This window comes from Corynebacterium sp. UMB4614 (genome assembly GCF_030217065.1).
GTDB lineage: Bacteria > Actinomycetota > Actinomycetes > Mycobacteriales > Mycobacteriaceae > Corynebacterium.
On sequence record NZ_JASONC010000010.1, the window covers coordinates 10993 to 36439 of the forward strand.

Annotated in this window: 20 protein-coding genes; 10 read left to right on the forward strand and 10 right to left on the reverse strand. The window is 65.4% G+C overall.

Annotated elements, in window-relative coordinates; genetic code table 11:
* Positions 1-1247 precede the first annotated feature (1247 nt).
* From QP413_RS05715 to QP413_RS05745, 7 genes are all read left to right on the forward strand, one after another.
* On the forward strand, positions 1248-2099 hold the full coding sequence (locus QP413_RS05715) for a phosphoadenylyl-sulfate reductase (protein ID WP_284781049.1): 852 nt from the start codon (positions 1248-1250) through the stop codon (positions 2097-2099).
* The gene (gene cysD / locus QP413_RS05720) at positions 2096-3073 is read left to right on the forward strand and encodes a sulfate adenylyltransferase subunit CysD (protein ID WP_284781050.1); all 978 of its coding nucleotides are present in this window, start codon (positions 2096-2098) and stop codon (positions 3071-3073) included. The genes QP413_RS05715 and cysD overlap by 4 nt, the downstream gene beginning before the upstream one ends.
* Positions 3073-4422, forward strand: a complete 1350-nt coding sequence (locus QP413_RS05725) for a sulfate adenylyltransferase subunit 1 (protein ID WP_284781052.1) — start codon at positions 3073-3075, stop codon at positions 4420-4422. Before cysD ends, QP413_RS05725 begins: the two co-directional genes overlap by 1 nt.
* Complete coding sequence (locus QP413_RS05730; protein ID WP_284781053.1) at positions 4422-5189, forward strand: sirohydrochlorin chelatase; 768 nt, start codon at positions 4422-4424, stop codon at positions 5187-5189. The genes QP413_RS05725 and QP413_RS05730 overlap by 1 nt, the downstream gene beginning before the upstream one ends.
* On the forward strand, positions 5186-6256 hold the full coding sequence (locus tag QP413_RS05735) for a sulfite exporter TauE/SafE family protein (protein WP_284781054.1): 1071 nt from the start codon (positions 5186-5188) through the stop codon (positions 6254-6256). Before QP413_RS05730 ends, QP413_RS05735 begins: the two co-directional genes overlap by 4 nt.
* 237 nt (positions 6257-6493) lie before the next feature.
* The gene (pta, locus tag QP413_RS05740; protein WP_284781055.1) at positions 6494-7915 is read left to right on the forward strand and encodes a phosphate acetyltransferase; all 1422 of its coding nucleotides are present in this window, start codon (positions 6494-6496) and stop codon (positions 7913-7915) included.
* Between the two features lie 60 nt (positions 7916-7975).
* Entirely contained in the window at positions 7976-9217 is a 1242-nt protein-coding gene (locus tag QP413_RS05745; RefSeq protein WP_012360973.1) for an acetate kinase, read from the forward strand.
* Between the two features lie 272 nt (positions 9218-9489).
* Here the strand turns inward: QP413_RS05745 and QP413_RS05750 are convergent, their stop codons facing one another.
* The 8 genes from QP413_RS05750 to QP413_RS05790 form a co-directional block, all read right to left on the reverse strand.
* Positions 9490-10782 (reverse strand): metallophosphoesterase family protein, encoded by a 1293-nt coding sequence (locus tag QP413_RS05750; RefSeq protein ID WP_284781056.1) that lies wholly within the window; start codon positions 10780-10782, stop codon positions 9490-9492.
* Positions 10783-11151: 369 nt separating this feature from the next.
* The gene (locus QP413_RS10280; RefSeq protein ID WP_336620846.1) at positions 11152-12318 is read right to left on the reverse strand and encodes a molybdenum cofactor biosynthesis protein MoaE; all 1167 of its coding nucleotides are present in this window, start codon (positions 12316-12318) and stop codon (positions 11152-11154) included.
* Positions 12311-12823, reverse strand: coding sequence for a cyclic pyranopterin monophosphate synthase MoaC (moaC, locus tag QP413_RS05765; RefSeq protein WP_012360970.1), 513 nt, complete (start codon positions 12821-12823; stop codon positions 12311-12313). Before moaC ends, QP413_RS10280 begins: the two co-directional genes overlap by 8 nt.
* A 68-nt stretch (positions 12824-12891) precedes the next feature.
* Positions 12892-13698 (reverse strand): ABC transporter permease subunit, encoded by an 807-nt coding sequence (locus QP413_RS05770; RefSeq protein ID WP_284781057.1) that lies wholly within the window; start codon positions 13696-13698, stop codon positions 12892-12894.
* Positions 13695-14531 (reverse strand): molybdate ABC transporter substrate-binding protein, encoded by an 837-nt coding sequence (gene modA / locus QP413_RS05775; protein ID WP_284781058.1) that lies wholly within the window; start codon positions 14529-14531, stop codon positions 13695-13697. Before modA ends, QP413_RS05770 begins: the two co-directional genes overlap by 4 nt.
* A 129-nt stretch (positions 14532-14660) precedes the next feature.
* Complete coding sequence (locus QP413_RS05780; protein WP_284781059.1) at positions 14661-17267, reverse strand: tetratricopeptide repeat protein; 2607 nt, start codon at positions 17265-17267, stop codon at positions 14661-14663.
* A 3-nt stretch (positions 17268-17270) separates the two neighbouring features.
* A complete protein-coding gene (locus QP413_RS05785; RefSeq protein ID WP_284781060.1) occupies positions 17271-18419 on the reverse strand; it encodes a transporter substrate-binding domain-containing protein in 1149 nt (382 codons plus the stop codon).
* Complete coding sequence (locus QP413_RS05790) at positions 18419-19840, reverse strand: hypothetical protein (RefSeq protein ID WP_232620169.1); 1422 nt, start codon at positions 19838-19840, stop codon at positions 18419-18421. Before QP413_RS05790 ends, QP413_RS05785 begins: the two co-directional genes overlap by 1 nt.
* Positions 19841-20035: 195 nt before the next feature.
* Between QP413_RS05790 and QP413_RS05795 the strand changes: the two genes are divergently transcribed.
* From QP413_RS05795 to QP413_RS05805, 3 genes are all read left to right on the forward strand, one after another.
* Positions 20036-21046 (forward strand): ABC transporter ATP-binding protein, encoded by a 1011-nt coding sequence (locus QP413_RS05795; protein WP_236251555.1) that lies wholly within the window; start codon positions 20036-20038, stop codon positions 21044-21046.
* A 7-nt stretch (positions 21047-21053) separates the two neighbouring features.
* A complete protein-coding gene (locus QP413_RS05800; RefSeq protein ID WP_148792664.1) occupies positions 21054-21875 on the forward strand; it encodes an ABC transporter permease subunit in 822 nt (273 codons plus the stop codon).
* An 84-nt stretch (positions 21876-21959) separates the two neighbouring features.
* Positions 21960-23168, forward strand: a complete 1209-nt coding sequence (locus QP413_RS05805) for a multidrug effflux MFS transporter (RefSeq protein ID WP_284781065.1) — start codon at positions 21960-21962, stop codon at positions 23166-23168.
* A 49-nt stretch (positions 23169-23217) separates the two neighbouring features.
* Here the strand turns inward: QP413_RS05805 and QP413_RS05810 are convergent, their stop codons facing one another.
* A complete protein-coding gene (locus QP413_RS05810) occupies positions 23218-23763 on the reverse strand; it encodes a MarR family winged helix-turn-helix transcriptional regulator (RefSeq protein WP_148820266.1) in 546 nt (181 codons plus the stop codon).
* A 151-nt stretch (positions 23764-23914) separates the two neighbouring features.
* Positions 23915-25402, reverse strand: coding sequence for a cardiolipin synthase (cls, locus tag QP413_RS05815; protein ID WP_284781068.1), 1488 nt, complete (start codon positions 25400-25402; stop codon positions 23915-23917).
* Positions 25403-25447 lie beyond the last annotated feature (45 nt).

Sequence of the window (25447 nt, forward strand, 5' to 3'; positions counted from 1 at the left end):
CGCGATGAGCGAGCTTGCCGATAGTGGCGCGAAGAGACAGTTGTTAAGACCAGGAACCCCTCGGGTCTTGCTGGTAAATGCGTCGCACTTTACTTCCTCGGAGAAACCAGCCGGGTATGTTTTCGTCGATTGCGGCGAGCACGGTGATCATGTCGTTCAAGCGTCGATTGACCCGGACATCCAAAAGGTTTTCGTGATGTGCCACACGGTTCCTGAGATCAGTGACCCGTCGGTAGTTATCCCCTAAGCTGATGCCATCCTGGGGAATGGAATGTCCGTCTTGTTGAGGAGCAAGTTTTAAACGCGGAAATGCGACTGTGTACGCGTTGGACCATAGCGATGCAGCCGCTTCCTGTTTCTTGGGGTTCATCCGACGGCGAGGGAAAGCACCGAGCAGGGAAGCCCAGTTTCCCAGTGTCAATTGGGCGACGACATCGTCGTGAATGGGTTTCGCATTTTTCCGTGGATGCCGAGGAGGCCGGTTTCGAGCCGCCTTAGCGGCATTTTTCCGAGCATCAACTGGAGAGCCTCTTAACTGGTCATGGGGCAGTGTATTCTCAGTGATGAGCGTAGGACTTGCTCCTCGCAAATACCCCGCAGCGCCTGCTGATCTTTCAGCAGGCGCTGTTGTCATCTGCAGAACCCATCACCTTTCGTTAGTCGTGCGGGTGGCCAGGGTGCGGGCCAGATTCTCGGCCTTGGATTCGAGGTTTCTGGCTGTGCCAGCGATTGCGGTGTGGAGTGGTTCCGGGCGTTGGGTATCGCCCGCAGTAGTCCGCGGGCGATGGTGGTAGCGGCCTCGCCCGAGCTGAGCGCTCCTTTGAAGGAGCCCAGCATGACGGCAAACGTCATGGCTTCGAGTGAAAATCCTTCATCAGACATGGGCGGGAAAGTACTAAGCCGAAGCCCTGAAGGGCCTCGGCTTGGGGGTGCTTCGGTGGTAAGGGGGATATTTGTGGGGTTGATGCTATCGGACGGCGGATTACTTCGTTATGGGGGCTATATTTTCGCCATTTTGAGTCGGGAAGTAGACCAGGCGGTCTAAGTAAACGCGCAGGTAGTGGTCTTTTTCTTGGGCGTACTTCTGCGCTTCTATTGCGTGTGTCACAATTCCCGCCTAGTATGTGCCCTAATCCTAGACCGAGCGGTCTGTCTGGCTTTCTCTTTCTTCGAGGGGAGGCCGGGCTCACCACACGGCAGAACAAACGACGACAAGCACGACGACAAGAACCCACCGAGGAGCCGCAGTGCCGGAGCGCAATTCCCAGGCAGGCATCACTCAACAGTCTCAGCCCCTGTTGAGCCTCAACACCCACAACGAGAACTGGCGTGACCCCGAGATCAGCCCCGCCCAGGCAGATGGGCGGCCTGCCCAGACCACAACCACCCCGATCCCCGACGATCGCCGCCACTACCACGAGGAGCTGGTCGCCACCTGGAAGGATGAGCTGGAAAACGCCAGCGCCGCAGAGATCCTCTCCTGGGCAGCCGAGAAGCTCGACGGGCCCGTGGCCATCACCCTCAGCATGCAGGACACGATCCTCGCCGAGCTGACCCAGCGAGCCTTCGATGGCAAGCAGGCAGACGCTGAGCTCGTCTTCCTCGACACCGGGTACCACTTCCCGGAAACCCTCGACACCGCCGCCGCCGTCGAGGATCGTTACAACCTTCCGCTGCGCCGCATCACCCCAACCCTGAGCCGCGCGGAGCAGGACGACGTGTACGGGCCGAACCTGTACCAGCGCAACCCCACGGCTTGTTGCCGAATGCGCAAGGTCGAGCCACTGGCGAGGATGCTCGACCCCTTCGAGGCCTGGGTCTCCGGCGTCCGCCGCGTCGACTCCCCGCTGCGTGCCAACACCCCGGTCATCGAGGTGGACCGCACCGGCCGGTTGAAGCTCAACCCGATCGCGGCATGGACCGACGACGACGTCCAGCGCTTCATCGAAGACAACGACCTCATCATCAACCCACTGACTAAGCAGGGCTACCCGTCCATCGGCTGCGCCACCTGCACCCTGCCCGTCGCCGAGGGGGAGGACCCCCGCTCCGGACGCTGGGCAGGAACCAACAAAACAGAATGCGGACTACACGTATGAGCACCACGACTATCACCCCAGAACAGACCAACGCAGAACAGACCAACCCAGAACAGACCAACGCACAACAGAACACCGAGCTCTCCAGCCCGCACCTCGCGGAGCTGGAGGCCGAATCCCTCCACATCCTCCGGGAGGTCGCCGGCCAGTTCGACCGACCGGCACTGCTTTTCTCCGGCGGCAAGGACTCCGTCGTCGTCCTGGAACTAGCCAAGCGGGCCTTCCACCCAGCGCCGGTGCCCTTCGAGCTGCTGCACGTGGACACCGGCCACAACTTCCCGGAGGTTCTCGAGTTCCGCGACCGCATCGCTGCCGATCCGCGCATCAACCTGCACGTCGCGCACGTCCAGGACTGGATCGATAGCGGCGCGCTGCAGGAGCGCCCGGACGGCTCGCGTAACCCGCTGCAGACCGTCCCCCTCGTCGAGACCATCCAGCAGCGCGGTTACGACGCAGTCCTCGGCGGCGCTCGCCGTGACGAGGAGAAGGCGCGTGCTAAGGAGCGCGTGTTCTCCATCCGCGATGGCTTCGGTGGCTGGAACCCCCGCCGTCAGCGCCCCGAGCTGTGGGGCCTGTACAACGGCAAGCTGCAGGCTGGCGAGAACATGCGCGTCTTCCCGATCTCCAACTGGACTGAGGCAGACGTGTGGCACTACATCCGCGACCGCAAGCTCGAGCTGCCACCGATCTACTACTCCCACCAGCGGGAGGTCTTCAACCGTGGCGGCATGTGGCTCTCCGCTGGCGAGTGGGGTGGGCCCCGCGAAGGTGAGGAGACGGTCACCAAGACGGTCCGCTACCGCACCGTGGGCGACATGTCCTGCACCGGCGCGGTTCTCTCTGACGCCACGACCCCGCAAGAGGTGATCGAGGAAATCCTCACCTCCACCACCACCGAGCGCGGCGCGACCCGCGCCGACGACAAGCTCTCTGAATCCGCCATGGAAGACCGCAAGAAGGAAGGCTACTTCTGATGACCGCCCCGACCGCCCTCACCGAATCCACCACGACCACCGGGGCCGAAAAGGCGAGCACAACTACGGCGACGTCCTACGAGGAAGCTCCGACCCTGCGCCTGTGCACCGCCGGCTCCGTCGACGACGGCAAGTCCACCTTCGTGGGCCGCTTGCTGCACGACACCAAGTCCATCCTGGCCGATCAGTTGGAGTCCGTGGAGCGCGTCTCCGCCGCCCGCGGCCTGCAGAATCCCGACCTCTCGCTGCTGGTCGACGGCCTGCGCGCCGAGCGCGAACAGGGCATCACCATCGACGTGGCCTACCGCTACTTCGCCTCCGACCGCCGCAGCTTCATCCTCGCGGACACCCCGGGCCACGTTCAGTACACCCGCAACACCGTCACCGGCATGTCCACCTCCGACCTGGTGGTCATCCTCGTCGACGTCCGTAACGGTGTGATCGAGCAGACCCGCCGCCACCTCACCGTCGCCGCCCTGCTGGACATCCCGCAGGTCGTCGTCGCCGTGAACAAGATCGACGCAGTGGACTACTCCCAGGAGGCCTTCGAGACCGCCGCGGGCCAGGTGCGTGAGCTCGTCGACGAGCTGCGCGGCGCCTTCGGCGAGGAGAAGCTGCCGGTCGTGGACATCGTCCCGATCAGCGCGCTGGTTGGCGATAACGTCGTCTCCAAGTCCGAGAACACCCCGTGGTACGAGGGCGAATCCGTGCTGACGATCCTCGAGGACGCCCGCCCCGCCACCGTGGCCACCGAGGAGTTCCGCTTTCCGGTGCAGTTCGTCATCCGCGACCACGCCACCGACTACCGGGGCTACGCCGGCCGCATCACCTCCGGCGAGGTCGCGGTCGGGGACGCGGTTCATGCTGGTTTCCGCAGCTCCCGCGTCGCTGGCATCGATACCCCGGACGGCCCGCAGCAGCGCGCCACCGCCGGGCAGTCCGTCACCCTCCGCCTGGAGGATGAGCTGGACATCTCCCGCGGCTCCATCCTTTCCGACGAGACCCTGCCCGAGCCGGTTACCCAGTTCTCCGCCCTGGCCTTCCACCTGGCGGATGCGCCGGTGCGGGTCGGTTCCAACCTGCTGCTGCGCTACGGTCCGGCAGAGGTCCGCGCCCGCGTGCTGGGCATTGACGAGCAGCTGAGCATCGCCGATGGTGCGGCTGCGGAGGCGGGGGCGGCCGGGGATCCTGCCACCGCCCTGGAGCAGAATGACGTCGCCCGTATCCGCGTGGCGGTGGCCGACCCGCTGCCAGTGGAGGCCTATGTCCGGGGCGGTCAGACGGGCTCCTTCCTCCTGATCAACCCCTCGACCGGGGATACATTGACCGCGGGCTTGGTGAGCAGCTGATGTTTGCCGAGTCTTTCGCCCAGCCTGAGCCGGTGATCGTGCTGGCTCATGGCTCGCGACGCCGCGGTGCCGAGGAGGTCGTGCACGCGATTACCCGCGAGGTTGGCGCGCGTGCTGCTTTCCTGGACTTCTCCGAGTTCACCTTGGATGCCGTGGTCGGCGAGCTGCGAGCCGCTGGTCATCGTCGGGCTGTTGTCATGCCCTTGCTGTTCACCAGCGCCTTCCACCTGCGCAAGGACGTCCCCGCGGCCATCGCGGAGGCGGAGCGGAACCACGGGGTGGCCCTGCGCGCCACCGAGCCGATTGGCTTGGGCGCTGATGTGGCTGAGCTCCTCGTGGGGCAGTGGCGAAAGGCTCACGGCCACCGCGCGGTGGCCGCTTCGGTGGGAGACGCGGTGGTGTACGCCGTCGGATCCTCTGTGCCGGGTGCCAACGAGGCGGTCGAGGATTTGGCCGCCGAGGTCGGCCGCTTGCTGGGGATTCCCGCCCGGGCGATCTTCGCCACCGGCGGGGGAATTAGCGTGGCCCAGCACCGCGAAGAGCTGGACCAGCGCGCTGGGGTGCAGGCCGCACCCACCGCGGTGCTGCCGCTGTTCTTCGCCCCGGGCCTGCTGCTGGATAAGGGGGTCGATGTGCCGGGCGCGATCGCTGCGGGCCCACTCGGCACCGCGATCGCCCCGCTGGTGACCGCACGGGTGGCGTCCCTGACCGGCGTGGCTGATGGTGTCACTGCGAGCCACTGGACTGCGGAGAGGGTGCCGGCATGAGGAAGATCCTGCTTTTCGCCATCGCTGGTCTGGCTGCACAGCTCGTCGATGGTGCCCTGGGCATGGCCTTCGGAGTCACCGCCACGACCGTGCTGCTGATCACCGGTATCGGCCCCGCCGCGGCCAGCGCTGCCGTCCACCTCGCCGAGGTGGGCACGACCGCCTGCTCCGGTGCGGCCCACTGGAAGCTCGACAATGTGCACTGGCCGGCCGTTTTTGCCCTCGGCGTGCCGGGCGCGATCGGCGCCTTCCTGGGCGCGACGGTGCTCTCCAAGATCTCCACCGCGGCCGCGGAACCCGTGGTGACGAGCTTCCTGCTGCTGCTCGGACTGTGGCTGCTTTTCCGCTCGCTCTTCCTCTCCAGCGCCAAGCAGGCGTCGAAGACGAAAGAGGAAAAGCAGCGGGACACCGCGCGCCGGGCACCTCGCTCTCGCATCGGCCTGGGGGTTCTTGGCATCACCAGCGGCTTCCTGGACGCCAGCGGTGGCGGCGGATGGGGGCCCATGACCACCTCCACGCTGCTGACGGTCGCTAAGACTCAGCCGCGGAAGGTGATCGGGACGGTCAACGCCGCGGAGTTCCTCGTTTCTATTGCGGCATCCGCGGGGTTCATCTTCGGGCTGGGCCCGCAGTTCCTGTCCCTGTGGCAGCCAGTGGCCGGCCTGCTGGTCGGTGGTGTGATCGCCGCGCCGATCGCGGCCTGGGCCGTGAGTCGCGCCAACCCCACCGTCCTCGGTGGACTGGTGGGGCTCCTGCTCGTGCTGCTGAACTCTTCCCGTCTGGTCGCCGGGGGAACGGTGAGCCTGCGCGCGGTGGAGATCGGCCTGGCCGTCCTCGCCGTCATCGTGCTCTGGGGGCTGTGGCGAGGCAAGGCCGGGGCACGCGCTAAGTCGGTGGCCAAGGTCTCCGCTGAGACGGACATCGAGGGCGCTGGCGCAACGCCGACTGCCCAGGCGGACGCAGAAGGCTCCGCTGAGATGACGGCAGGCAAGCAGGGCGTGGATCCGGATGCGGATCGTTACGCCGACCAGCGCTATAGCCGGGTGCACGCAGGGGAACGGCGCTAGCGCACTCGGGGGTGCTGCCGTTTTCGACCCTCTGAAGGCTCAATCATGGAGATAGATAGGGGTAGGAAAGGGGTGTAGAGGGTCGCGATAGGAACGTGCGTTGTGACGCGCGTTACGTTATGGTTTCACCTAGAAAGTGAAGCCGATCACAGTAATAATGGCGGGCTTGCAAGCCCACCACTGACATAAGAGAACTGTGGTCGGCTAACCGCTACGAAGCCCTGGAGGATGAACTAGGTGACCGTCCAAGCAGTCGTAAGCCCCCTGGCTAGCGCAGCAGCGCAGCGCCCCAAGATCATCGAGGCAGCTAACGCCGGTGGCGGCAACAGCGCCGACCTTTTCGAACACATCCGTCCGTCCCACCCGGACTTCCCCCAGGCCCTGGAATTCGGCAGCACCACCAGCGCCGACGTTCTCGTCGGTACGGGGTCCGTCTCCTTCGACGCCCGCCTCGCCGGCGCGCTGGGTGCCTCCCACATCCTCGTCGCAGGTTCCGACGCCGACCGCATCTCCGTGCAGCAGTCGCTCGGCCAGCTCGTCCGCATCGGTCGTGTCCCGGCGGGCATCGCCATGCTGGAGGGGCCAGCCAGCACCTCCTCCGCGCTGGAGTGCGAGGGCGAGGCCATCAGCTACGTCGAGCTGGGCAGCGTCCACAAGTCCGAGACCCGCGAGCCGATCGTCGGCCCGGAGCTCTTCGAGCGCAACCTCATCATCCAGGCCCGTGAGAAGAACGCGCACATCGTCCTGCCTGAGGGCGACGACGACCGCATCCTGCAGGCAGCCCACCAGCTGCTGGAGCAGAACGTCTGCCGCCTGACCATCCTGGGCGACCCGAGCGCGATCGCGCACCGTGCCCGCGAGCTGCAGCTGGACCTCTCCGGTGCGACGCTGACGGACCCGAATAGCGGTACCCAGCTCGAGGAGTTCGCCCAGGACTTCGCGGAGCTGCGCAAGGCCAAGGGCGTGACCCTCGACGAGGCGCGGGAGACCATGAAGGACATCTCCTACTACGCCACGATGATGGTTCACAAGGGCCTGGCCGACGGGCTGGTCTCCGGTGCGGCGCACACCACCGCGCACACCATCCGCCCGAGCTTCCAGATCATCAAGACCGCCCCGGGTGCGTCCGTGGTCAGCTCCATCTTCCTCATGGTCATGGACGGCTACCTGTGGGCCTTCGGCGACTGCGCGGTTAACCCGAACCCGACCTCCGAGCAGCTCGCCGAGATCGCTGCGGTGTCCGCGAAGACGGCCGCCCAGTTCGGCATCGACCCGAAGGTCGCGATGCTGTCCTACTCCACCGGAACCTCCGGTGCGGGCGAGGACGTCGAGGCCGTCGCCGCCGCTGTCGAGAAGGCGAAGGCAGACAACCCGGACCTGCAGCTGGACGGACCACTGCAGTTCGACGCGGCTGCCGTCGCCTCCGTCGGTAAGAAGAAGATGCCGGAATCGGACGTGGCAGGCAAGGCCAACGTCTTCATCTTCCCCGACCTGAACAGCGGAAACATCACCTACAAGGCGGTGCAGCGCACGGCGAACGCGTTGGCGGTCGGTCCGATTCTGCAGGGCCTGAACAAGCCAGTCAACGACCTGTCCCGTGGCGCGACCGTCCCGGACATCGTCAACACCGTGGCGATCACCGCGATCCAGGCCGGCTAAGTACCCGAGCTACAACATCACTCACCCCTCACCACTTCAGCTTCCGAAAGGACAATCACCATGGCACCCTCCGAGCACGATCCAGCAGCAGGCGAGATCGAATTCGTCCTGGTTCTGAACTCCGGTTCCTCCTCCATCAAGTTCCAGGTCCTGGACCCGAGCGCGGATGCGCACGAAGAGCCGTTCATCACCGGCATCGTCGAGAAGATCGGTGAGCCGAAGGGCCACATTAAGATCGCCACGGCCACCACGAAGATGGAGGACTCCCGCCCGATCCTGTCCCACTCGGTGGGCCTGGAGCGTGCATTCGGCATGATGTCCCTGCTGGGCTGCGGCCCGCAGGACCTGAACCTCATCGCTGTTGGACACCGTGTCGTTCACGGTGGTGCGACCTTCTCCGAGCCGGTGCTCATCGACGACAAGATGGTCGCTGAGATCGAGAAGCTTGTCCCGCTGGCGCCGCTGCACAACCCAGCGAATATCGACGGTATTAAGAACGCTCGCGCCCTGCTGGGCCACGTGCCGCACGTCGCGGTCTTCGATACCGCGTTCTTCTCCACCCTGCCGGAGCACGCGGCTCACTATGGCCTTAACAAGGAGGTCGCGGACAAGTACAACATCCGCCGCTACGGCTTCCACGGCACGAGCCACGAGTTCGTCTCCCGCGCGGTGCCGAAGATCATGGGCCGGGAGCCGGAGAAGATCAACCAGATCACCCTGCACCTGGGCAACGGTGCCTCTGCTGCGGCGATCCGTGGTGGCGAGGCGATCGATACCTCCATGGGTCTGACCCCGCTGGCTGGTCTGGTCATGGGCACCCGTACCGGTGACATCGACCCGAGTGTGATCTTCCACCTCGCCCGTGCCGGCGGCATGAAGGTCGACGAGATCGATAACCTGTTCAACCGGAACTCCGGCCTGAAGGGCATCGCGGGCGTCAACGACTTCCGCGAGATCAAGGAGCTGATCGACCAGGGTGATCACGACGCCACCCTGGCCTACGAGATCTACATTCACCAGCTGCGTCGCTTCATCGGCTCCTACATGCTGATCCTGGGCCACACGGACGCGATCACCTTCACCGCTGGTGTCGGCGAGAACGCCGCGTTCGTGCGTAAGGATGCAATGGCTGATCTGGAGGGCTTCGGCATCAAGATCGACGAGGACCGCAACCTCAACAAGGAGGGCGTGGAGGGTCCGCGTGTGATCTCCACGGATGACTCGAAGATCAAGGTCTTCGTGGTCCCGACCAACGAGGAGCTGGCTATCGCTCAGTACGCGATGGAGCTGGCCGAGCAGTAGGCCTCGCCGAGAGGGGTAGCTGGTGGCTTGCGAGCCGCCAGCTTCTTCCTTTGTTTTGCACTTCCGTGATGCGCTTTCCCTCAGCCGCGTTTTGCCCGCTCTCATATGCGTTTTGCAGAGTTGGATGTCGTTTTTTGGGTGTTTTGCGACCTTTAACTCTGCAAAACGGGGGAGAGGAGCACGCGGGAGCGGAAAAGGGGAGAGGGCGCGCGGAGGGCTAGCTATCGAGCCCGACCCAGGTGGTGGCCCAGCTGAGGAGTAGTACCGCGCGGCTAGCGCGGGAACTTCACGTAGCTCGGCAGCGCGGCTGGCTTCGCGATGGGCTGCTTCCTGGGCTGCATGTCCACTCCCATGTCCTTGGCGAAGAGCAGCCGGGTGGACTCGTAGATCTTCTCCGAGTTCTCATTGAGCTCGAACACTCGCGCACCGCGCAGGGTGTGCTGCTGCCACGTGCCGTCCATCAGGCCATACGGGGCGAAACCAGTGCCCGGGCAATAGCCGAGTTCCACGCCGAAGTAGTCGCCTTTATAGCTATTGATGTGGTCGTGGCCGCAGTAAATGCCCAGGACATCGCCCCGGTCGCGCGCTGCGCCGTAGATCCCGGAGTTGAAGGAGCCGTAGTACACGTCCTCGTTCTTCACGCCTTCGATGTTGAAGGTGGACTTGGCCTTGGCGTGGCTGGCCGCGAGGTGCTTGGCCGGGCCGCCGAACCACATGTCCCGGTGCTCGTAGGTGGGGATGTGGAAGTACATGAGGCCAGGGATCTTGGTGCCATAGCGCTTCTCGGCCTCGATAGACTTTCCGACGTACCACTCCACCTGAGCTGGGCGGATGTAGTCGTAGCTGGGCACGTCGTCGTTGTCTTGCACGGGGTCGGCCTCGGGCAGGTAGTTGCCCGAATCGAGCAGCCAAATCGCGAACCTGGCCTGCGCCGGATTCTTGGCAGACGCGATCAACAGTTGGGCATCGGAGTGGCCGAAGGGGCGGTCGGGCGCCACCGGGTTCAGGTTGTGCTTGTATTGGCGAACGAACTCGGCCATGTGGCGCTCATACACGCCGGTGTTGGCGTCCTCGACAGAGTCTTCATCATGATTGCCGAAGGTGATCGCCCACGGGATGGAGCGGGACTCCATCGGCAGGACCACGTTGTTGATGGCTTCGTAGACCTGGCGGGGGTTCTTCGGGCCGGATGTGATGACGTCGCCGTTGATGAGCGCGAAGTTCGGCTTCTCCTGGTTGAGGACTTTGCCCATGAATTCGATGGTGCGGCGATCGGTGAGGTGGTCGTCCTGAGTGTCGTTGAACTGGACGATCTTGAAGCGGCCGTTGGGCTGGAAGCGCAGTGGGATCTTGCCGTGGGCGCCAGCGCCTGGGTTGGCTCCGCCTGGGTTGGAGGAGCCGTGGCTGGAGCCGAAGAATGAGCTGTGCGAGGACTGGGCCTGGGTATTCGTCACGAACCCGGTGGCGGCTGCGGTGGCGGCGAGGATGGAGCCGCCGCCCAGCAGGGAACGGCGGCTGACCTTGCGGTTTGGGGTGGGGTTGTCGGATGGCAAGGGGTTATTCATCTCCGATTGTTGCGCTGCTTTGTTGGACAATCCGAGAGGTTAGGATGCCGAGATGACGTGGAATCAAACGCAGAATGAAGTGTCGCAGGGCGGGGGTGGCACGGCTGAGGGGTGTGGTCTTGGCCTTTCGTGATTCGCTCTCCCTTATCCGCTTTTGGTCGACTCTCATATGCGTTTTGCAGAGTTTGATGTCGGTTTTTGTGGCTTTTGCGACCTTAAACTCTGCAAAACGGTGGGGGTGGAGGGCGCGCGGGAGCGGAAAAAGGGGAGAGGAGAGGCAAGCGAGGCGGGGCTCGCCGGAACCCGAGGGTGGGACCCCGCCCACATCTCACAGCCCTGCAGCCCCGCAGCCCCCCCCGCTGCGGGGCTTTAGCTATCGAGCCCGACCCAGGTGGTGGCCCCGCTGCGGAGCTTCTGCTCCTTCCAGATCGGCACCCGCGCCTTAACCTGGTCGGCCAGCTCCGCAGTGGCCGTGAAGGCTGGGCCGCGGTGCGCAGCGGCGACGATCACGAGGAACGCCAGGTCGCCGATTTCCAGCGGACCGGTGCGGTGTGCCACCCAAGCACGCACGTCGGGGTGGGAAGCCACGACCTCCTCCACGACTTCCCGCAGCACGTGCGCCGCGCTGGGGTGGCAGCTATAGGTCAGGGTGTCGACGAGCTCGCCACCATCGTGGTCGCGCACCACACCCTCGAAGGTGCTGACCGCGCCCATCGCTGGGGTGGCGGTGACGTCCTTCGCCGAGCTGAGCAGCGATTCCAGCGGCTCCTCGGTGATCCGAGTGTGGACGACGACGCCCGTCTGTTCCGCGACGTGCGGCGGATCGGGGACGGCTGGTCTGTGGCAGCAGCCGCTCCCGTGCAGCGTGTGGTTCTGCTCGGCAGCGCTTGACTCAGGAACGTGCGTGGGCGCAGGTGGTGAAGCTTCTGCCGTCGGGGCTTGTGCAGCCTTGGCCTCGTGGTCGCCGCCACCCGCGAGCTGGTCCAGCAGGTGCTCGAGCACCCCGTCCAGCACCTCCAGCCCATCACGCACCCCGCCGCGGGACCCGGGCAGCGTCATCACGAAGGCCGGTTTGGGGCGGTCGACGATCCCGGCGACGCAGCGGGAGAGGATCGCCGTCGGCACCTTGGCCCCGCCGACCCGGAAGAACTCAGCGGCGATGCCCGGCAGTGGGCGAGTGAGCACGCGCTCCACCGCATCCACGGTGACGTCACTGGGGGAGATCCCGGTGCCCCCGGAAGTGAGCACCACGTCGGGTAGCGCGTCGAGCTCCGGGAGGTTACCGGCACCAGCACCCGCAACTCCCGTGCTCCCGTCGCCGGTGAAGAGCTGATCGATGACTGCGGGGACGTCCGCGTCGGCGACGATCAGCGCATCCGGGGTGTCGATGCCCCGTTCCCGCAGCCACTCCACAGCGATGATGCCGGAGCGGTCCTCGTACTCGCCGGCGGCCGCCCGGGTGGACGCGACGATCACCAGCCCCGTGCGGCCGGCGTTCCTCGCCCGGAGTTCCTGCGCCGATTCCGTGCTAGTCATTAACACTCCAATCCCCGGACTTACCGCCGGCCTTCGCCAGCACCCGCAGGCCCGTGATCTCGGCGTGCTTATCCACGGCCTTGATCATGTCGTACACCGTCAGAGCCGCGCTGCTCACGGCGGTGAGCGCCTCCATCTCCACACCGGTGACACCGCGGGTCTTCACCGTCGCGAGAATCCGCACGGCAGGGGCGGGATCGGTGACTTTCTCGAAGTCAATGGTGATCTTGCCCAGCGGGAGTGGGTGGCACAGCGGAATAATCTCCGGGGTCTTCTTCGCACCCATGATCCCGGCGACTCGCGCCACAGGCAGCGCATCCCCCTTCGGCAGTCCGGCCTGGTCGCCGCCGCCGTCCTGGAAGATCATGGCGAGGACGTCCTCCCGCGTCCGCAGGAAGCCCTCCGCCGTCGCGGTGCGGGTGGTCTCGGACTTGGCAGTGACGTCCACCATGTGGGCGGAGCCATCACCGCGCACATGCGTCAGCTGCGGCTGCGGGTCGGACATGTTCTCCACACTCCTTGGGGCAAGAATTAGCTTTCGCTAGACAGCTTAACTTTCGCGGCAGACACGCCTTAGCCACGGCGGCTGGGCTGCACCAGGCGCAGCCCAGCGATACCGCCTACGACCAGAACGTACACCGCCAGCAACACCAGGCAGGCCCCCAGCGCGCGGTCCATATCGTTGGAGCTCAAGCCCAACTCGATGAGCAGCGGCAGGGTGCGGGTCCGGCCGGCGACATTACCGGCAAAGGTCAACGTAGCCCCGTACTCGCCCAGCGAGCGGGCGAAGGCCAACACCAAGCCCACCGCAATCCCCGGCCACGCGATCGGCAGAATGATCAACCGCAGCGCCTCGGACCTGCTCGCGCCGTCCACGGCGGCGGCGTCCTGAACGGAATCGGGGACTGACCGCAGCGCCGTCACCGCGGTCGCGACGACGAAGGGGAGGGCGACGAAAACCTGCACCACGACGACCCCCAACGTCGTGTAGGCGACCGACCAACCCGCGCGATCCAGCAAGGGGCCAAGCAGGCCGGGACGTCCCCAGAAAAACACCAGCGCCAGGCCGCTGACCACGGGGGAGAGCACCAGCGGGGCATACACCGCGAGCTGGATGAACTGCGAAAGCCCCGGGCGACACCGCTGAAGGCGGGCGAGCCACAGCGCCAGAGGGACACCGAATAACCCGGAGAGCGCGGTGGCGATCGCGGCGGTGGACAGCGAGAGCCCCAGCGAGGTCAGCACCTCAGGGGCGGTGACGAGCTGCAGCGCCTTCGGCCACGGAATGTTGAGCAGCAGCCCCAGCATCGGGCCCGCGATCAGCGCGAAGGCCGGGACTGCTAGCGCGAGTGTCCAGAGGGGGAAGGCGCGTGTGCTCACTCTTCGGACTCTCCAGGGCCGAAGCCGTGCGCAGCGAGGATGCGCTGGGCTTCTGGGGAGGCGAGCCAGCGGACGAACTCGGTGGCGGAGTGATTCGCCCCGGCATCCGTGCTGGCAGCGGGGTACTTATTCGGGGAAACGTGCTCGACCGGCAGGGTGGTGATCTTCTTGCCCTGGCGCTGGATGGCGGCGGCATCGGAGGCGTAGATAAAGCCCGCATCCACCTGGCCGGTGGCGACCTTGGTGGCGACGTTCGAGACGTTGGCCTCTTCGGAGGGGTTCTGCAGCTCGATTGGGGTGCCGGCCTTCTTCAGCGCCTCGTGGGCGAGGGTGCCGCACGGGACCTCCGGGGCGCAGATGGCGACGCGCGCGCCCGTGGCGAGGTCCTTGAGCGACGTGATCTTTGTCTTGGGGTTTTCCGCGACGGCCAGGACTAGCTGGTTGGTGGCGACGATGCGTGGCTCGTCGCGGTCCGTGACCTTGCTGAACTCCGGGAGTTTCAGGGCCTTGTCCATATTCTTCTCGTCGGCGGAGATGAAGGCATCTGCGGGGGAGCCCTGCTCAATCTGGCGGACGAGGGCGGAGGAGCCGGCGAAATTCCACTCGATCTGCTGGCCGTCGTGCTCGTCGGCGTAGGCCTGCTGCAGGTCATCGCCGGCAACGCTCAGCGAAGCGGCGGCGAAGACGCGCAGGGGTTCGTCGTTTGCTTCTTCCGAGGAGCAGGCGGCGAGGACGAGCATCCCCGCGAGTGCGGCGGCGAACGCAGCGACGACGCGCCGGGCACGGCGGGTGAATTTTTCCCCGGTGCTGCGGCGCAAGGTGCGGATCATCATGGTTCTGATCTTAGGCGAGCGCCTGGACGCCAGCGCCCAGTGCTTCACAAGCGCCCCAATTTCAGCCTCCGCAGGCAGGCATTCGCGAAGCAACGGGGGCGGGGTTGGGGAGGGGGCGCTACAAACGCATCAGAACCAGGTGCGCGGGCGGATCATATTCGCCATATCCACCAGCCGGAAGCGGTGCAGATCGAAGTGCGCTTGGCGCGCCAGCATCCGCAGCCCCTGCTCCAGGCCCAGCCGCAGCCCACGCTCCGTGAATGGCACGTCGAAGAGCGGGCTTTCGCTGCTGACATCGTTGCCCTTCTTCTTATTGATGTAAATCCAGTTCAGCCCTGCCAGCATCACCGCGAGTCGGACCTGCTGCATCCGGGGCTCGTTCGTCGGCATGATCTCCAGCCGTCGCGCAGCACGCCGGATCCGGGACTCCGAGAGCCTACTGCGGTCGCTGATCAGCATGAGAATGCTGGTCAGCCGCGCCAGCCGGTGGTGCCGCGAAGCCACTGGCACCCGGTCCAGCACACCCACCGCGGCATCCACCAGGCCTTCAGCGGCAAGCTGCCGCGCGAGCCCGAAGGCAGAGGACACGGTCGTCGGGTTCGTCGCCCACACCAGCCCGTACAAGCGCATCGTCTGCATCCGCAGCGTGGCGGGATCCTGCGACAAGTGCCGCGCTGGGGGAACCTTCACATCCTCGGTCATCGGCGTGCGGTAGGCATAGGACAGCATCGCGCCGAGTTGGGCGGTCTCGTCGTCGAGCAGCTTGGTGGTGTTGACCCCCTGTTGCTGCATGAGCAGCTCGTTCGTCGCCGCGAGCGCCAGCTTCGGTGCCGGCTCGCCGGGCAGCAGATGCAGCACTTCGTTGAAGTGGTACTGCGCGGTGACGAAGTCGCTGCGCAGCAACGCCGCCACACCGGAGAGCCACCGGAAGCGCCAGTCACCGCCCAGCCAATCCTGTACCTCGTCGAGCTTGTCCTGTGCCTCCTGGGCTTGCCCCATGTCGAGCCGCGCCCGCACCATCGTCAGCGGGATCTCCACGGAGCTGGACATCTGCGGTTGCTTGGCTGCGGACTCCAGCGTGTCCAGCACTTCCCCAGGCTCTGTGTAGCGTGCGGCGGAGAGCAGCGACGCGCCGGGGTCGCTTGGGTCGGTCAGCGGCAGCGGGAGCGCGGCGATGACTTCAGAGGCAGCGATCTGCACGGATCGTGGGATGCCGTCGATGAGCTGGTCGGTGCGGAAGAGCATGTGCTTCGTGCCGTAGGTGGAGCGCTGCGCGGTGAAGCGGGTGTCCAGGTGCGCGTACTGCACCCGGTCCCGGATCGCCAGCACCTCGCGCAGCACGCCGACCATCTGGTTCGCGAGCGTGACCGCGGAGCTGAAGCGCTTATTCGGGTCCGGGTCGGTGGCCCGGAGAAGCAGCCGGTAGAGGGACATGTACCGCTGGAATAGTGGTTCCTCTTCCGGGGTGGGCAGCTCGGGGTCGTAGGCGCCATTGGTGATGGGGAGGTTCACGACCAGCGAGGCCAAGGTCCGCCCCACGGTGTAGATATCGCTGGCCACGGTCGGCCCGGTGCTGGCGATCTCGGGCGCCTGGAAGCCCTTGGTGCCGAAGATGTGCCCGTACGCCCCGATGCCGCTGACCGCGCCGAGGTCGATGAGTTTGACCTGGTCCTCGGTGATGATGATGTTGTCGGGCTTGAGGTCGTTATAAACCACCCCGCGGGAATGCAGGTAGTCCAGGGCAGGCAGGACCTCCAGCATGTAGCCGATGGCGATGTCCACCGGCAGGGTGTTGTCGGGGGATTCGCGGCGCCGTTCGCGCAGGGAAGGCCCGCCCACGAACTCCATGACGATGAATCCGCCGGGGGAGCGAGGATCGTCGATGAAGTTGAAAATCTTCACGATGCCGGGGTGGGTGATGTCCGCGAGGAAGGCGCGTTCGGAGTCGGCGACGGCGCGTTCGTGCTCGTTCTCGGTCGCCATCAGGCCCTTGAGGACGACGTAGCGGTTCGCGACGTTGTGGTCGGTCGCGATGTAGATCCATCCCAGGCCGCCGTGGGCGATGGGGCCCAGGATTTCGTATTGTCCTGCGATGAGGTCCCCGGCCTTCAAGGTGGGCGGGTCGATGCCCTTCGCGATCGCGTCGCTGGGGTCAATGATCGCTTCTTCGGGGACGGTGGGCGTGATGAACGGCAGGTGAACCATGCCGTCGGCGACGTTCTTGCCCTCGCGCGCCGCGCCACGCAGTTCGCGGAAGGTGGAGAGCGCCTCCCGGCGGGAGCGCTCCCCGGAGTCGACTTTGACGGGGTCGGTGGTCGCCCCGCTGGTGCTGCTGCCGACCTCGGTGGCGGAGGTGGGGACGTCAGCCTGGCTGCGCCCTTGGGCGGTGCTGCCGGGTTCGATGAGGTCGGAGAGGTCGCCGAGGTCGGCGAGGTCGAATTCTTCTTCGTCATCGTCGTCGGCGAAGGGGTCGAAGACGACGGCCTCGGTGCCGTTCTCGCCGTCGTCCTCGTCCTGCTTCCCGGCGCCGGGTTCGGTCGCCGGGCCCGTGGTCGCGTCCGGTTCGGGGTGCTCCGCGGTGCCACCGGTGACGACGTCTGGCCCGGTCGCTGCGTCCGGCCCAGTTGCAGCGTCCGGTTCGGTGCGGTTCACTGCCTCAGTTGGTGGTCCAGCATCCGGTTCTGGGGTGCGGCCCTGCTCCTGGATGTTCTGCTCCGCTGCGTCCTTTTCGCTCATCTTCTACTCGCCTCCCTTCGCTTCCTCGATGCCGGGAATCTGCTCTCTGTTGTATTCTTCGCGTTCCTTGGTCAGTGCGGCGGATTCCGCTGGCGTGCGGTAGTGGGCGGGCAACTCCCTCGCTGGCCCCAGGTACTGCTCGAGCCAGTTCTTATACATCCGGTCCAGCTCGCCGGTATCCCGCAGCCGCTCCAGCGTGCGGTTGACCTGCCGGGTGAGCCCCTCGCTCTGCCAGCTCACGTGCTCGTCGTCCTCGTCGAGGGACTCCGCGCCGGGCCCCACGACCTTGCCGGGCGGGGCCATGGCCACGCCGTAGTAGCCCTCGCCCAGGGAAGCCCCGATGAGCTGGGTGTCCGGGTCCTGGGCGGCGAGCCCGGAGAGGATCGCGTCGTCGGAGTAGATGGCGTCCACCTGCCCCTGCTGCATGGCCATGAGGCAGTCGGTCCACGTGCGGGTCTGCAGGATGCGCTTGGGGTGGAGGAGGTCTGCCACCATGCCGGGCGGGAAGTCCTGGGAGGCGCAGACGGTCTTGTGCTTGAGGTCGGCGACGGATTCGATGCCGGAGCCCTTTTGCGTCAGCAGGCGTTCCTGGACATGGAGGTAGGGGATCGAGAACTCCAGCGCCTTTTGGCGTTTCCGCGTGGTAGTCATGGTGCGCAGCACGAGGTCCACATCGCCGGTGCGAAGGGCCTCCTCGCGGTGGCGAGATTCCACGTATCGGAATTCCACCTTGTCTGGGTCGCCGAAGATATCGCGGGCAATCTCGCGGGCGAGGTCGACTTCGAAGCCGATCAGGTCCGAGCTTTCCGAGTCCCGGTAGCCAAGCCGGTAGAGGGACTGAGCCACGCCCACGATGAGGCGACCACGCTTGGAGATATTCGGCACATTCTCCTGCACGCTGGCTGCGGTCGGGGCCAGGGATCCGAGCGGCTCCGTGTGCTCGGTGTAGACGGGTTCGAGGTCGGCGGTGTCATAGATGCGTGCCTGGGCGGGCAGGTCGGAGTCGGGCTCGTTGGCAACGATCGGCCAGGACGGGCTGGTCGGGGTGGTGGCGCAGCCGGTGAGCAGGGTCGCGGTGCCGAGGAGCGCGGCGGTGCTCCGGAACAGGCGGGAGTGGCGTGCGCGGGTGGTGCGGCGGTTGGCGTCGATCATCACAGGTACTCCCTCACCCTCGGCCTGGTGCCGGCGAGCGTGGCGATCGCGGCGACGGCGGTCATGATGGCGACGATCGTCGCGGTGCGTTGTGCGGCCGACTGCCCTGCGGTGAGGACGTCGCGCAGCTGGGCGCGGGACTCGCTGATCAGCTCCTGCAGTTCTTCGTCGAAGAATGTGTAGCTGGTGCGCAGGTCGAGTTGGACGTCATTGGGCGAGCGGTTGGAGTTCGCAACGACGGCGTGCTGGTCGTCATCGGAGGGGGAGCCCAGGGCGGCGGCGGAGGCAGCCTTGAAGTTGCCGTGCTGCAGTTCGTAGACCATGGTCGCGTGGGCGGCGTCCCATTTTTGGAGGTGCTCGCGGGCCAAGACGATGCGGTGTGGGGAGACGACGGTGTCGCGGATGGATTCGAGCTCGTTGTCGATCCGGGCGATCGTCGTGGAGAATTCCTCCTGGTTATCGTCGCCGTAGCTGCGCTGCACGAGCCCCAGGGCTTCGCCAGTGCGTGCTTGCTGGGCGGCGATGCGCTGCTGGGTGAGCGTTTCGAGCGGGCCCATGGAGGACTGGATCCAGTTGGTGCCGGCCTTCCAGGTCCAGCCCGCGCTGATGGACGCCACGAGCAGGGCGATGACCATGAGCGTCGTGGCGGTCAGGTACCCGATGTTGAATACGCGGTTGGTGTTGGCCGAGAGCCATAGCTGCGCGATGATCAGCAGGACAACCGCGGCGATGAGCCCGGACAGCGGGAACCACATCGGCGAGATCACGTTGCGCTGTTGCTCGCTGACCTGCTTGGAGGTGATGGTGTAGAGTTCCTCCGCGGCGGGCAGCATCGTCTGCTGCATCAGGTGGGAGGCCTGCGTCAGGTAGGACGCTCCGACGGGGTTGCGGAAGCGGTCGTTCGCGCTCGCTTCGGAGACGAGCTCGACGTAGCGGGGCAGGCTCGTCTGCAGCTGGAGGACGAGCTCCATCTCGCGGGAGTCGACATTGTCGATGCCGGCGGAGGCCTTGATGATCTCCTGGCTCGCGTTGGCGATGTGTCGGTCGTAGCTCTGGGACTGGGTGGAGCTTTGCTCCTTGGTTTCGAGGAACTCCGTGGTGGCGGCAGAGTCCGCGACAGAGAGGGAGTTGAAGAGTTCCTGGGCCGCGTTGGATAGCGGCTCGGTGCGGCTCACAAGGGTGTTGAGGTCGTCCTGCCGCCAGGTGGAGCTCAGCGCCATCGCGCCACCAGCGGCGAGGATCGCGGCGACGAGTAGGAAGGAGATAATCGTCAGGATCCCGGGCGTGGTGGAGATGAAGTTGAGGAAGCGCTTGGGCAGCGCCATGGCTGGGGCAATGAGGCCGCGGACCGTGCGACCGCCCGCGGGCGAGTCGTCACGATCCATCCACCGATCGGCATCGGCATAGAGCGGCGCAGACATGGCCTGATTATAACGCAGGGCACATTTCACTATTGCCACTCCCGTCACAAACGTTGCGTGGGATCCTACGGGGTGACTGAAGCCGCACTGTGCGGGGATTGGTCAGGGGGGATTGCGGGGGAGGTAGGGGTATGCAGCGGAAAGGCAGGCTGCTGGTCTGTCGGGATGTCTGCTTTCTATGGCAAACTGGTGGCCATGATCAAAGTGAACTCGCTGTCCAAGGCATACGGTGGCACCACCGTTGTCGACAACTTGGATTTTGAGGTCAAACCCGGGATTGTCACCGGGTTCCTCGGTCCCAACGGCGCCGGAAAGTCCACGACGATGCGAATGATCGTCGGGCTGGACACGCCGACCAGTGGTTCCGCTCTGATTGACGGTAAGCGTTACGCGGAATTTGACCGCCCCCTGACCAAGGTCGGCACCCTTCTGGATGCGAAGTGGGTTCACCCCAACCGCTCCGCCGTCAACCACTTGCGCTGGATCGCCGCGGCGAATGGCTTCTCCCGCACGCGAGTGGACGAGGTGCTGGATATCGTTGGTCTGTCCAACGTCGCCGGCCGCAAGGCAGGCAAGTTCTCTCTCGGCATGGGGCAGCGTCTGGGGCTCGCTGCGGCACTCTTGGGCGACCCGGAGGTCCTGATCCTGGACGAGCCGGTCAACGGCCTCGACCCGGAGGGTATCCGCTGGGTGCGTGACTTCGTCCGCCAGCTCGCCCGCGAGGGGCGCACGGTGCTGATCAGCTCCCACCTGCTCTCCGAGATGGCGCAGACCGCGGATCATCTGATTGTGATCGGTAAGGGCAAGCTGGTAGCGGATCAGTCCGTCCACGACTTCATCAAGAGCTCCTCCCAGACCACCACGATCGTGCGTTCCGAGCACCTGGCCGAGATGGAAAACGCGCTGCGTGAGGAGGCCGTGAACTTCGAGCGCAGTAAGGATGTCGAGGGCCGCGACATCCTGGTCGTCCCGGATCACGACACCGACTGGGTGGGCGGCCTGGCCTTCACCTATGGGCTGCGCCTGAACGAGCTGAGCCAGAAGTCCGCTTCCCTGGAGGAGGCATTCATGCAGCAGACCGGGCATTCCGTCGAGTACCAGGCCAAGGCCGGGCTGGACGCCCCGGGCATTCCCGCCACCCCATTCACCGCCGAGCCGGGTGTTCGGGTCGACGGCGCAGGCAACCGCATCGAGAAGGGGGAGTAAAGAACCCATGAACCTGATTAAGTCTGAATGGCTCAAGCTCTCCACGACCAAGGCGGTGTGGTGGACCTCCGGGCTCATCCTCTTCTTCGCTGTGGCCTTCGCTGCGCTGAACGGTGTTGGCGCCGGCATGATCTACCAATCGGCCACCGAGGGCGATGGTCCAGCGGACGTCGCCGGGGTCGTCGATGCGAAGAACGCCCTGGATGCAACGGGTGCGCTGGGCGGCATGCTCGTCTTCGGCATGATGATTATCATCATCCAGGCTGTGCTCAACGTGACCAACGAGTACGCCAATGGCACCGCGAAGAACACGCTGCTCGCCACGCCGAAGCGTCTCCCGGTGCCTTTTGCGAAGGTCCTGGTCTATGGCGTGCTTGCCATGGTGCTGACCTTCATCAGCGCGGTGCTATCCGTGTGGACCAGCAAGTTCGCTGCCTCCCGCATCATCACCGATAACGACACGATCCTGGAGGGCGCCGGCTTCGGGGCGGATGGCCTGTGGACCGCGATTGGTCGCCTGGTGCTGTACGCCCTGCTCTCCGTCGTCATCTCCACGGGCGTGGGGTACCTGCTCCGCTCGACTGCGGCCAGCATCGCGGCCCTGCTGCTGTGGAAGCTCGTTGTCGAGGGCGCGGTCGTGCCGCTGGTCCCGAAGATTCGCGACTGGCTGCCGCCGTACATGCCCTTCAACAACATCGACATGGCAACGATGATGATGGACACCCCGGACGCCCCGTGGGGGCAGGTTGGGTCCATCCTCTACTTCGCAGCATTCTGTGTGGTCTTCTTCATCGCTGGCCTGATCGCCCTGAAGAAGCGCGACGCTTAAAAGTCCCCGCTAGTTCTTGTTACGCCCAGCGCCGCGGTGCTCACAGGCACCGCGGCGCTGGGCTTTGTGGAGTGAAAAACAACAATGGATTCGAAGAAGCAGCAGTTCGGTGTACTGACCTTGGCGGGCTTCGCGCTGCTGTCTGCGGGCGGGCCGCTGGGGACGGATATGTACCTGCCCGCCCTACCGCTGATCGGTCGGGACCTGGGGACGAGCCCCGCCGTGGTGCAGCTCTCCATCACCGCCTACATGGTGGGCATGGCCATGGGACAGCTGCTGATTGGGCCGCTCTCGGACGGCCGGGGCCGCCGGGGGCTGTTGTGTTTCGGGATGGTGCTGGGGCTGATTGCCTCCGTCGTGTGCGCGATCGCTCCCACAGCCGCAGTGTTGATCGCTGCTCGCTTCTTCCAGGGTGTTGCTGGCGGCACCGGCGTGGTGCTCACCCGCGCGATGATCGCCGATAAACTGCGCGGCTCGGCCGCCGCCCAGGCGCTGTCGGTCATGATGCTCATCATCGGTGTGGCCCCGATCCTTGCGCCGCTGCTGGGCGGGGTCATCAACCATGCTGCAGGTTGGCGGGCGATCTTCTTCACGCTGGCGCTGATCGCGTTGGCCCAGATCCTCGTGGCCTGGCGCCAGCCGGAAACGCTGCCGGTGGAGCGCCGCCATGGTGGTGGGCCGATGCGGATGTACCGGAACATGCTGGGGCTTTTCCGCCGCCCGGCGTTCGTGGGTTATGCGATGGCTTTCGCCTTCGGTTTCGGCACGATGTTTGCCTTCATCTCCGGTTCCTCCTTTGTCTATCAGGAGGTCTTCGGCTTGAGCTCGGTGGGCTTCTCCGTGATGTTTGCCCTCAACGCTGTCGCACTTTTGAGCGCGAATTCTTTGAATATCCGCCTGGTGGGCCGCATCGGCGCGCGGCGGCTCCAGCGCGTGGCGGTCTGCGTGATCGCTGCTGGGGCGGTGGCGGTGTTGTTATGTGCCCTCGTCCTTCCCAGGGACGTCGACGCCGCGATGTACGCCCTGGCGGCTGCGGTTTTCGTGGCCACCTTCGGGGTGGGGTTGAACATGTCCAATTCCACCGCGCTGGCCCAGGGTTTGGCGGCGGATCGCGCTGGCGCTGGCTCGGCGGTCCTGGGGGCGGGGCAGTTCGTGGTGGCCGGGGTGATGAGCCCGCTGGTGGGCCTGGGCTCCGATCGGATGCTGGCCCTGGGGCTGTGCATGGTGGCTTCGGTGGCGGTGGCTATCGCGGGCACGTTGCTGGCCGCGAAGTTCGCCCCGCACGCCCAGTAGCGCTACCGCCACTAGGGCCGCGACCGGGGTGTTCCTTTGGTCGCCCCGGCTAGATCACTCGTTCGCGCTCCCGCTGGAGGTTATCGATGATCGTCTCCGCGGCGTCCGAGAGTCCGCGCAGGGCGGGCACACCGTCGCGCAGCTTGCGGACATCGGATCGCTCCATCCGGGAGGTGGCCTGGGCGATGAAGATGGCCCACTGGTCGGTGATGGTGTTCATGACGTCCACCCCCTTGTCGGTGAGGTAGAGGTCCTGGGCGCGGCGGTCGTAGTCATTGGCCTGCCGGTCCACGAGGCCGTCGTTGATGAGGCGACGGACGGTCGCGGAGACGTTGGAGGCGCGGAGGAAGCGCAGCCGGGCGATCTCGGAGACACCGCAGCCCGGGTGCTGGGAGATGAACTGCAGCACCTCGATCTCAGACTGGGAAATGCTCATGTCGGCGCTGGGGCGGCTCATCAGGCGGCGCGTGGCGGAGAGGAAGTCGAAGACGCTGGACGCGATTTCGGCGACGTCGACGTCCGGGAGGACTTCCTTCGCCTTGTGCCCGCTGACGTTGGGCTTGGGGCGCTGGGGAGAGGTCGCTGTGCTGCTCATTACTGTTCCTCGCTCTTGGTCCGTGGATAGCTGCGTGCGTCAGGGGCAGTTCGGCGGGCCGAAACTTTTCTTTATGTAGCTAGTCAGTGTAGGCACAGGTGAGGCCTTTCCGTGGCATTTTGCGGGAGAAAAGTAATTGCCCTGGGCTGGCCTACTGCAGCGCGCTGGTCAGACGGAAGACATTATCGAGGTACTGCTTGTACCACGGGCGGTTCTTCCACTCCTTCAAATCGAGGTGGAGGGAGGCTTCGCGGTAGGCGTCGATGATCTCCTGGAGGCTGTCCATGACCGCGCCCTCAAAGGTCATGAGGGTGATCTCGTAGTTCAGCCCGAAGGAGCGCATATCCATGTTGGAGCTGCCCATGACGGCCACTTCGCCGTCGGCGATTGCACACTTGGTGTGCAGCACGGCTGGGGCGGGGTACTGGTAGATCTCCACGCCGGATTCCATGAGTTCCTGGTAGTAGGAGGCCTGGGCGTGCCCGACCATCATATGGTCGGATTCCTCGGAGACGTACAGCGACACCTTCACTCCGCGGTAGGCCGCGGTGGTGACGGCCTCGAGGAGGGACTCGTCGGGAATGAAGTAGGGGCTGACGATCTGCAGGCTCTCCTTGGCGTGATGCGCCATGGAGACGAACAGCCGCAGGTTCGGCTCGGTGGTGAATCCGGGCCCGGAAGGGACGAGCTGCATGAGCTCGGCGCCGGTGTCCTTCTGGGCGGTGGCGAGACGTTCCGCGTGGACAGAAGGGTCGATGAGGTTCAGCGTCTCCCCGGATTCGGTGTACCAGTCAACGGCGAAGACAGAGTTGATGATCGACACGATCGGCCCGGTGAATTCGCCCATGATGTCCACCCACTGCCGGCCGAGTTTGAGGTTGCCGGAGTTGAGGTAGCTGGCGTCGATCATATTCTGCGAGCCCATGAAGGCGCGCTCCCCATCGATGATGACGAGCTTGCGGTGATTGCGCAGGTCAGGCCTGCGGAACTTCCAGCGCCAGGGCTTCAGCGGCAGCATGGCGTACCACTCGATGCCCAGCCGGTCGAGCTTGCGGCCGAGTAGCTGCGATTCCGGGTATTTCATGGAACCCACGTGGTCATACATGAGGCGCACTGCCACGCCCCGGTCGGCGGCTCGGGCCAGTGCCTGGAAGAAGGGGTCGGTGGTTTCGTCCCAGGCCATGATGTAGATCTCGACGTTGACGTAGTGCTGGGCGTCGTCGATGGCGTTGGCGATTGCGCGGATGGATTCCGCGTAGCCGGAGTACATCTTCTGCATGGTGCCGCCCACCGCGGGCATCGCGGTGAGCTCGCGGTTGAGCTGCACCATGGAGAGCTGCTCGTCGGTGACGTCCAGGCCTTTGGGGACATCCGGCTCCCCGCTGGACATGTCGCGGATCAGCTCGTTGGCCTGCACCTGGATCTTGTGGCGGCGCCGGTTGACCACGGGCGAGCCGATCATGACGAACAGCAGAATGCCGACGAAGGGGATGAGGAAAATAGCCAGCAGCCAGGCCATGGCCGAGGAGGGGCGGCGCTTCTGCGGCACCCACCCCAGGGCCACGAACTTCAGGACGTAGTCCAACCCGACGATGAGGAAGTGGTACCACTTCAGCTGGTCCACTACTCCCACCGCCATTTGGACTGGCTCTAGCCACCACATCTGCTTGTTCCTCTTGGCTGT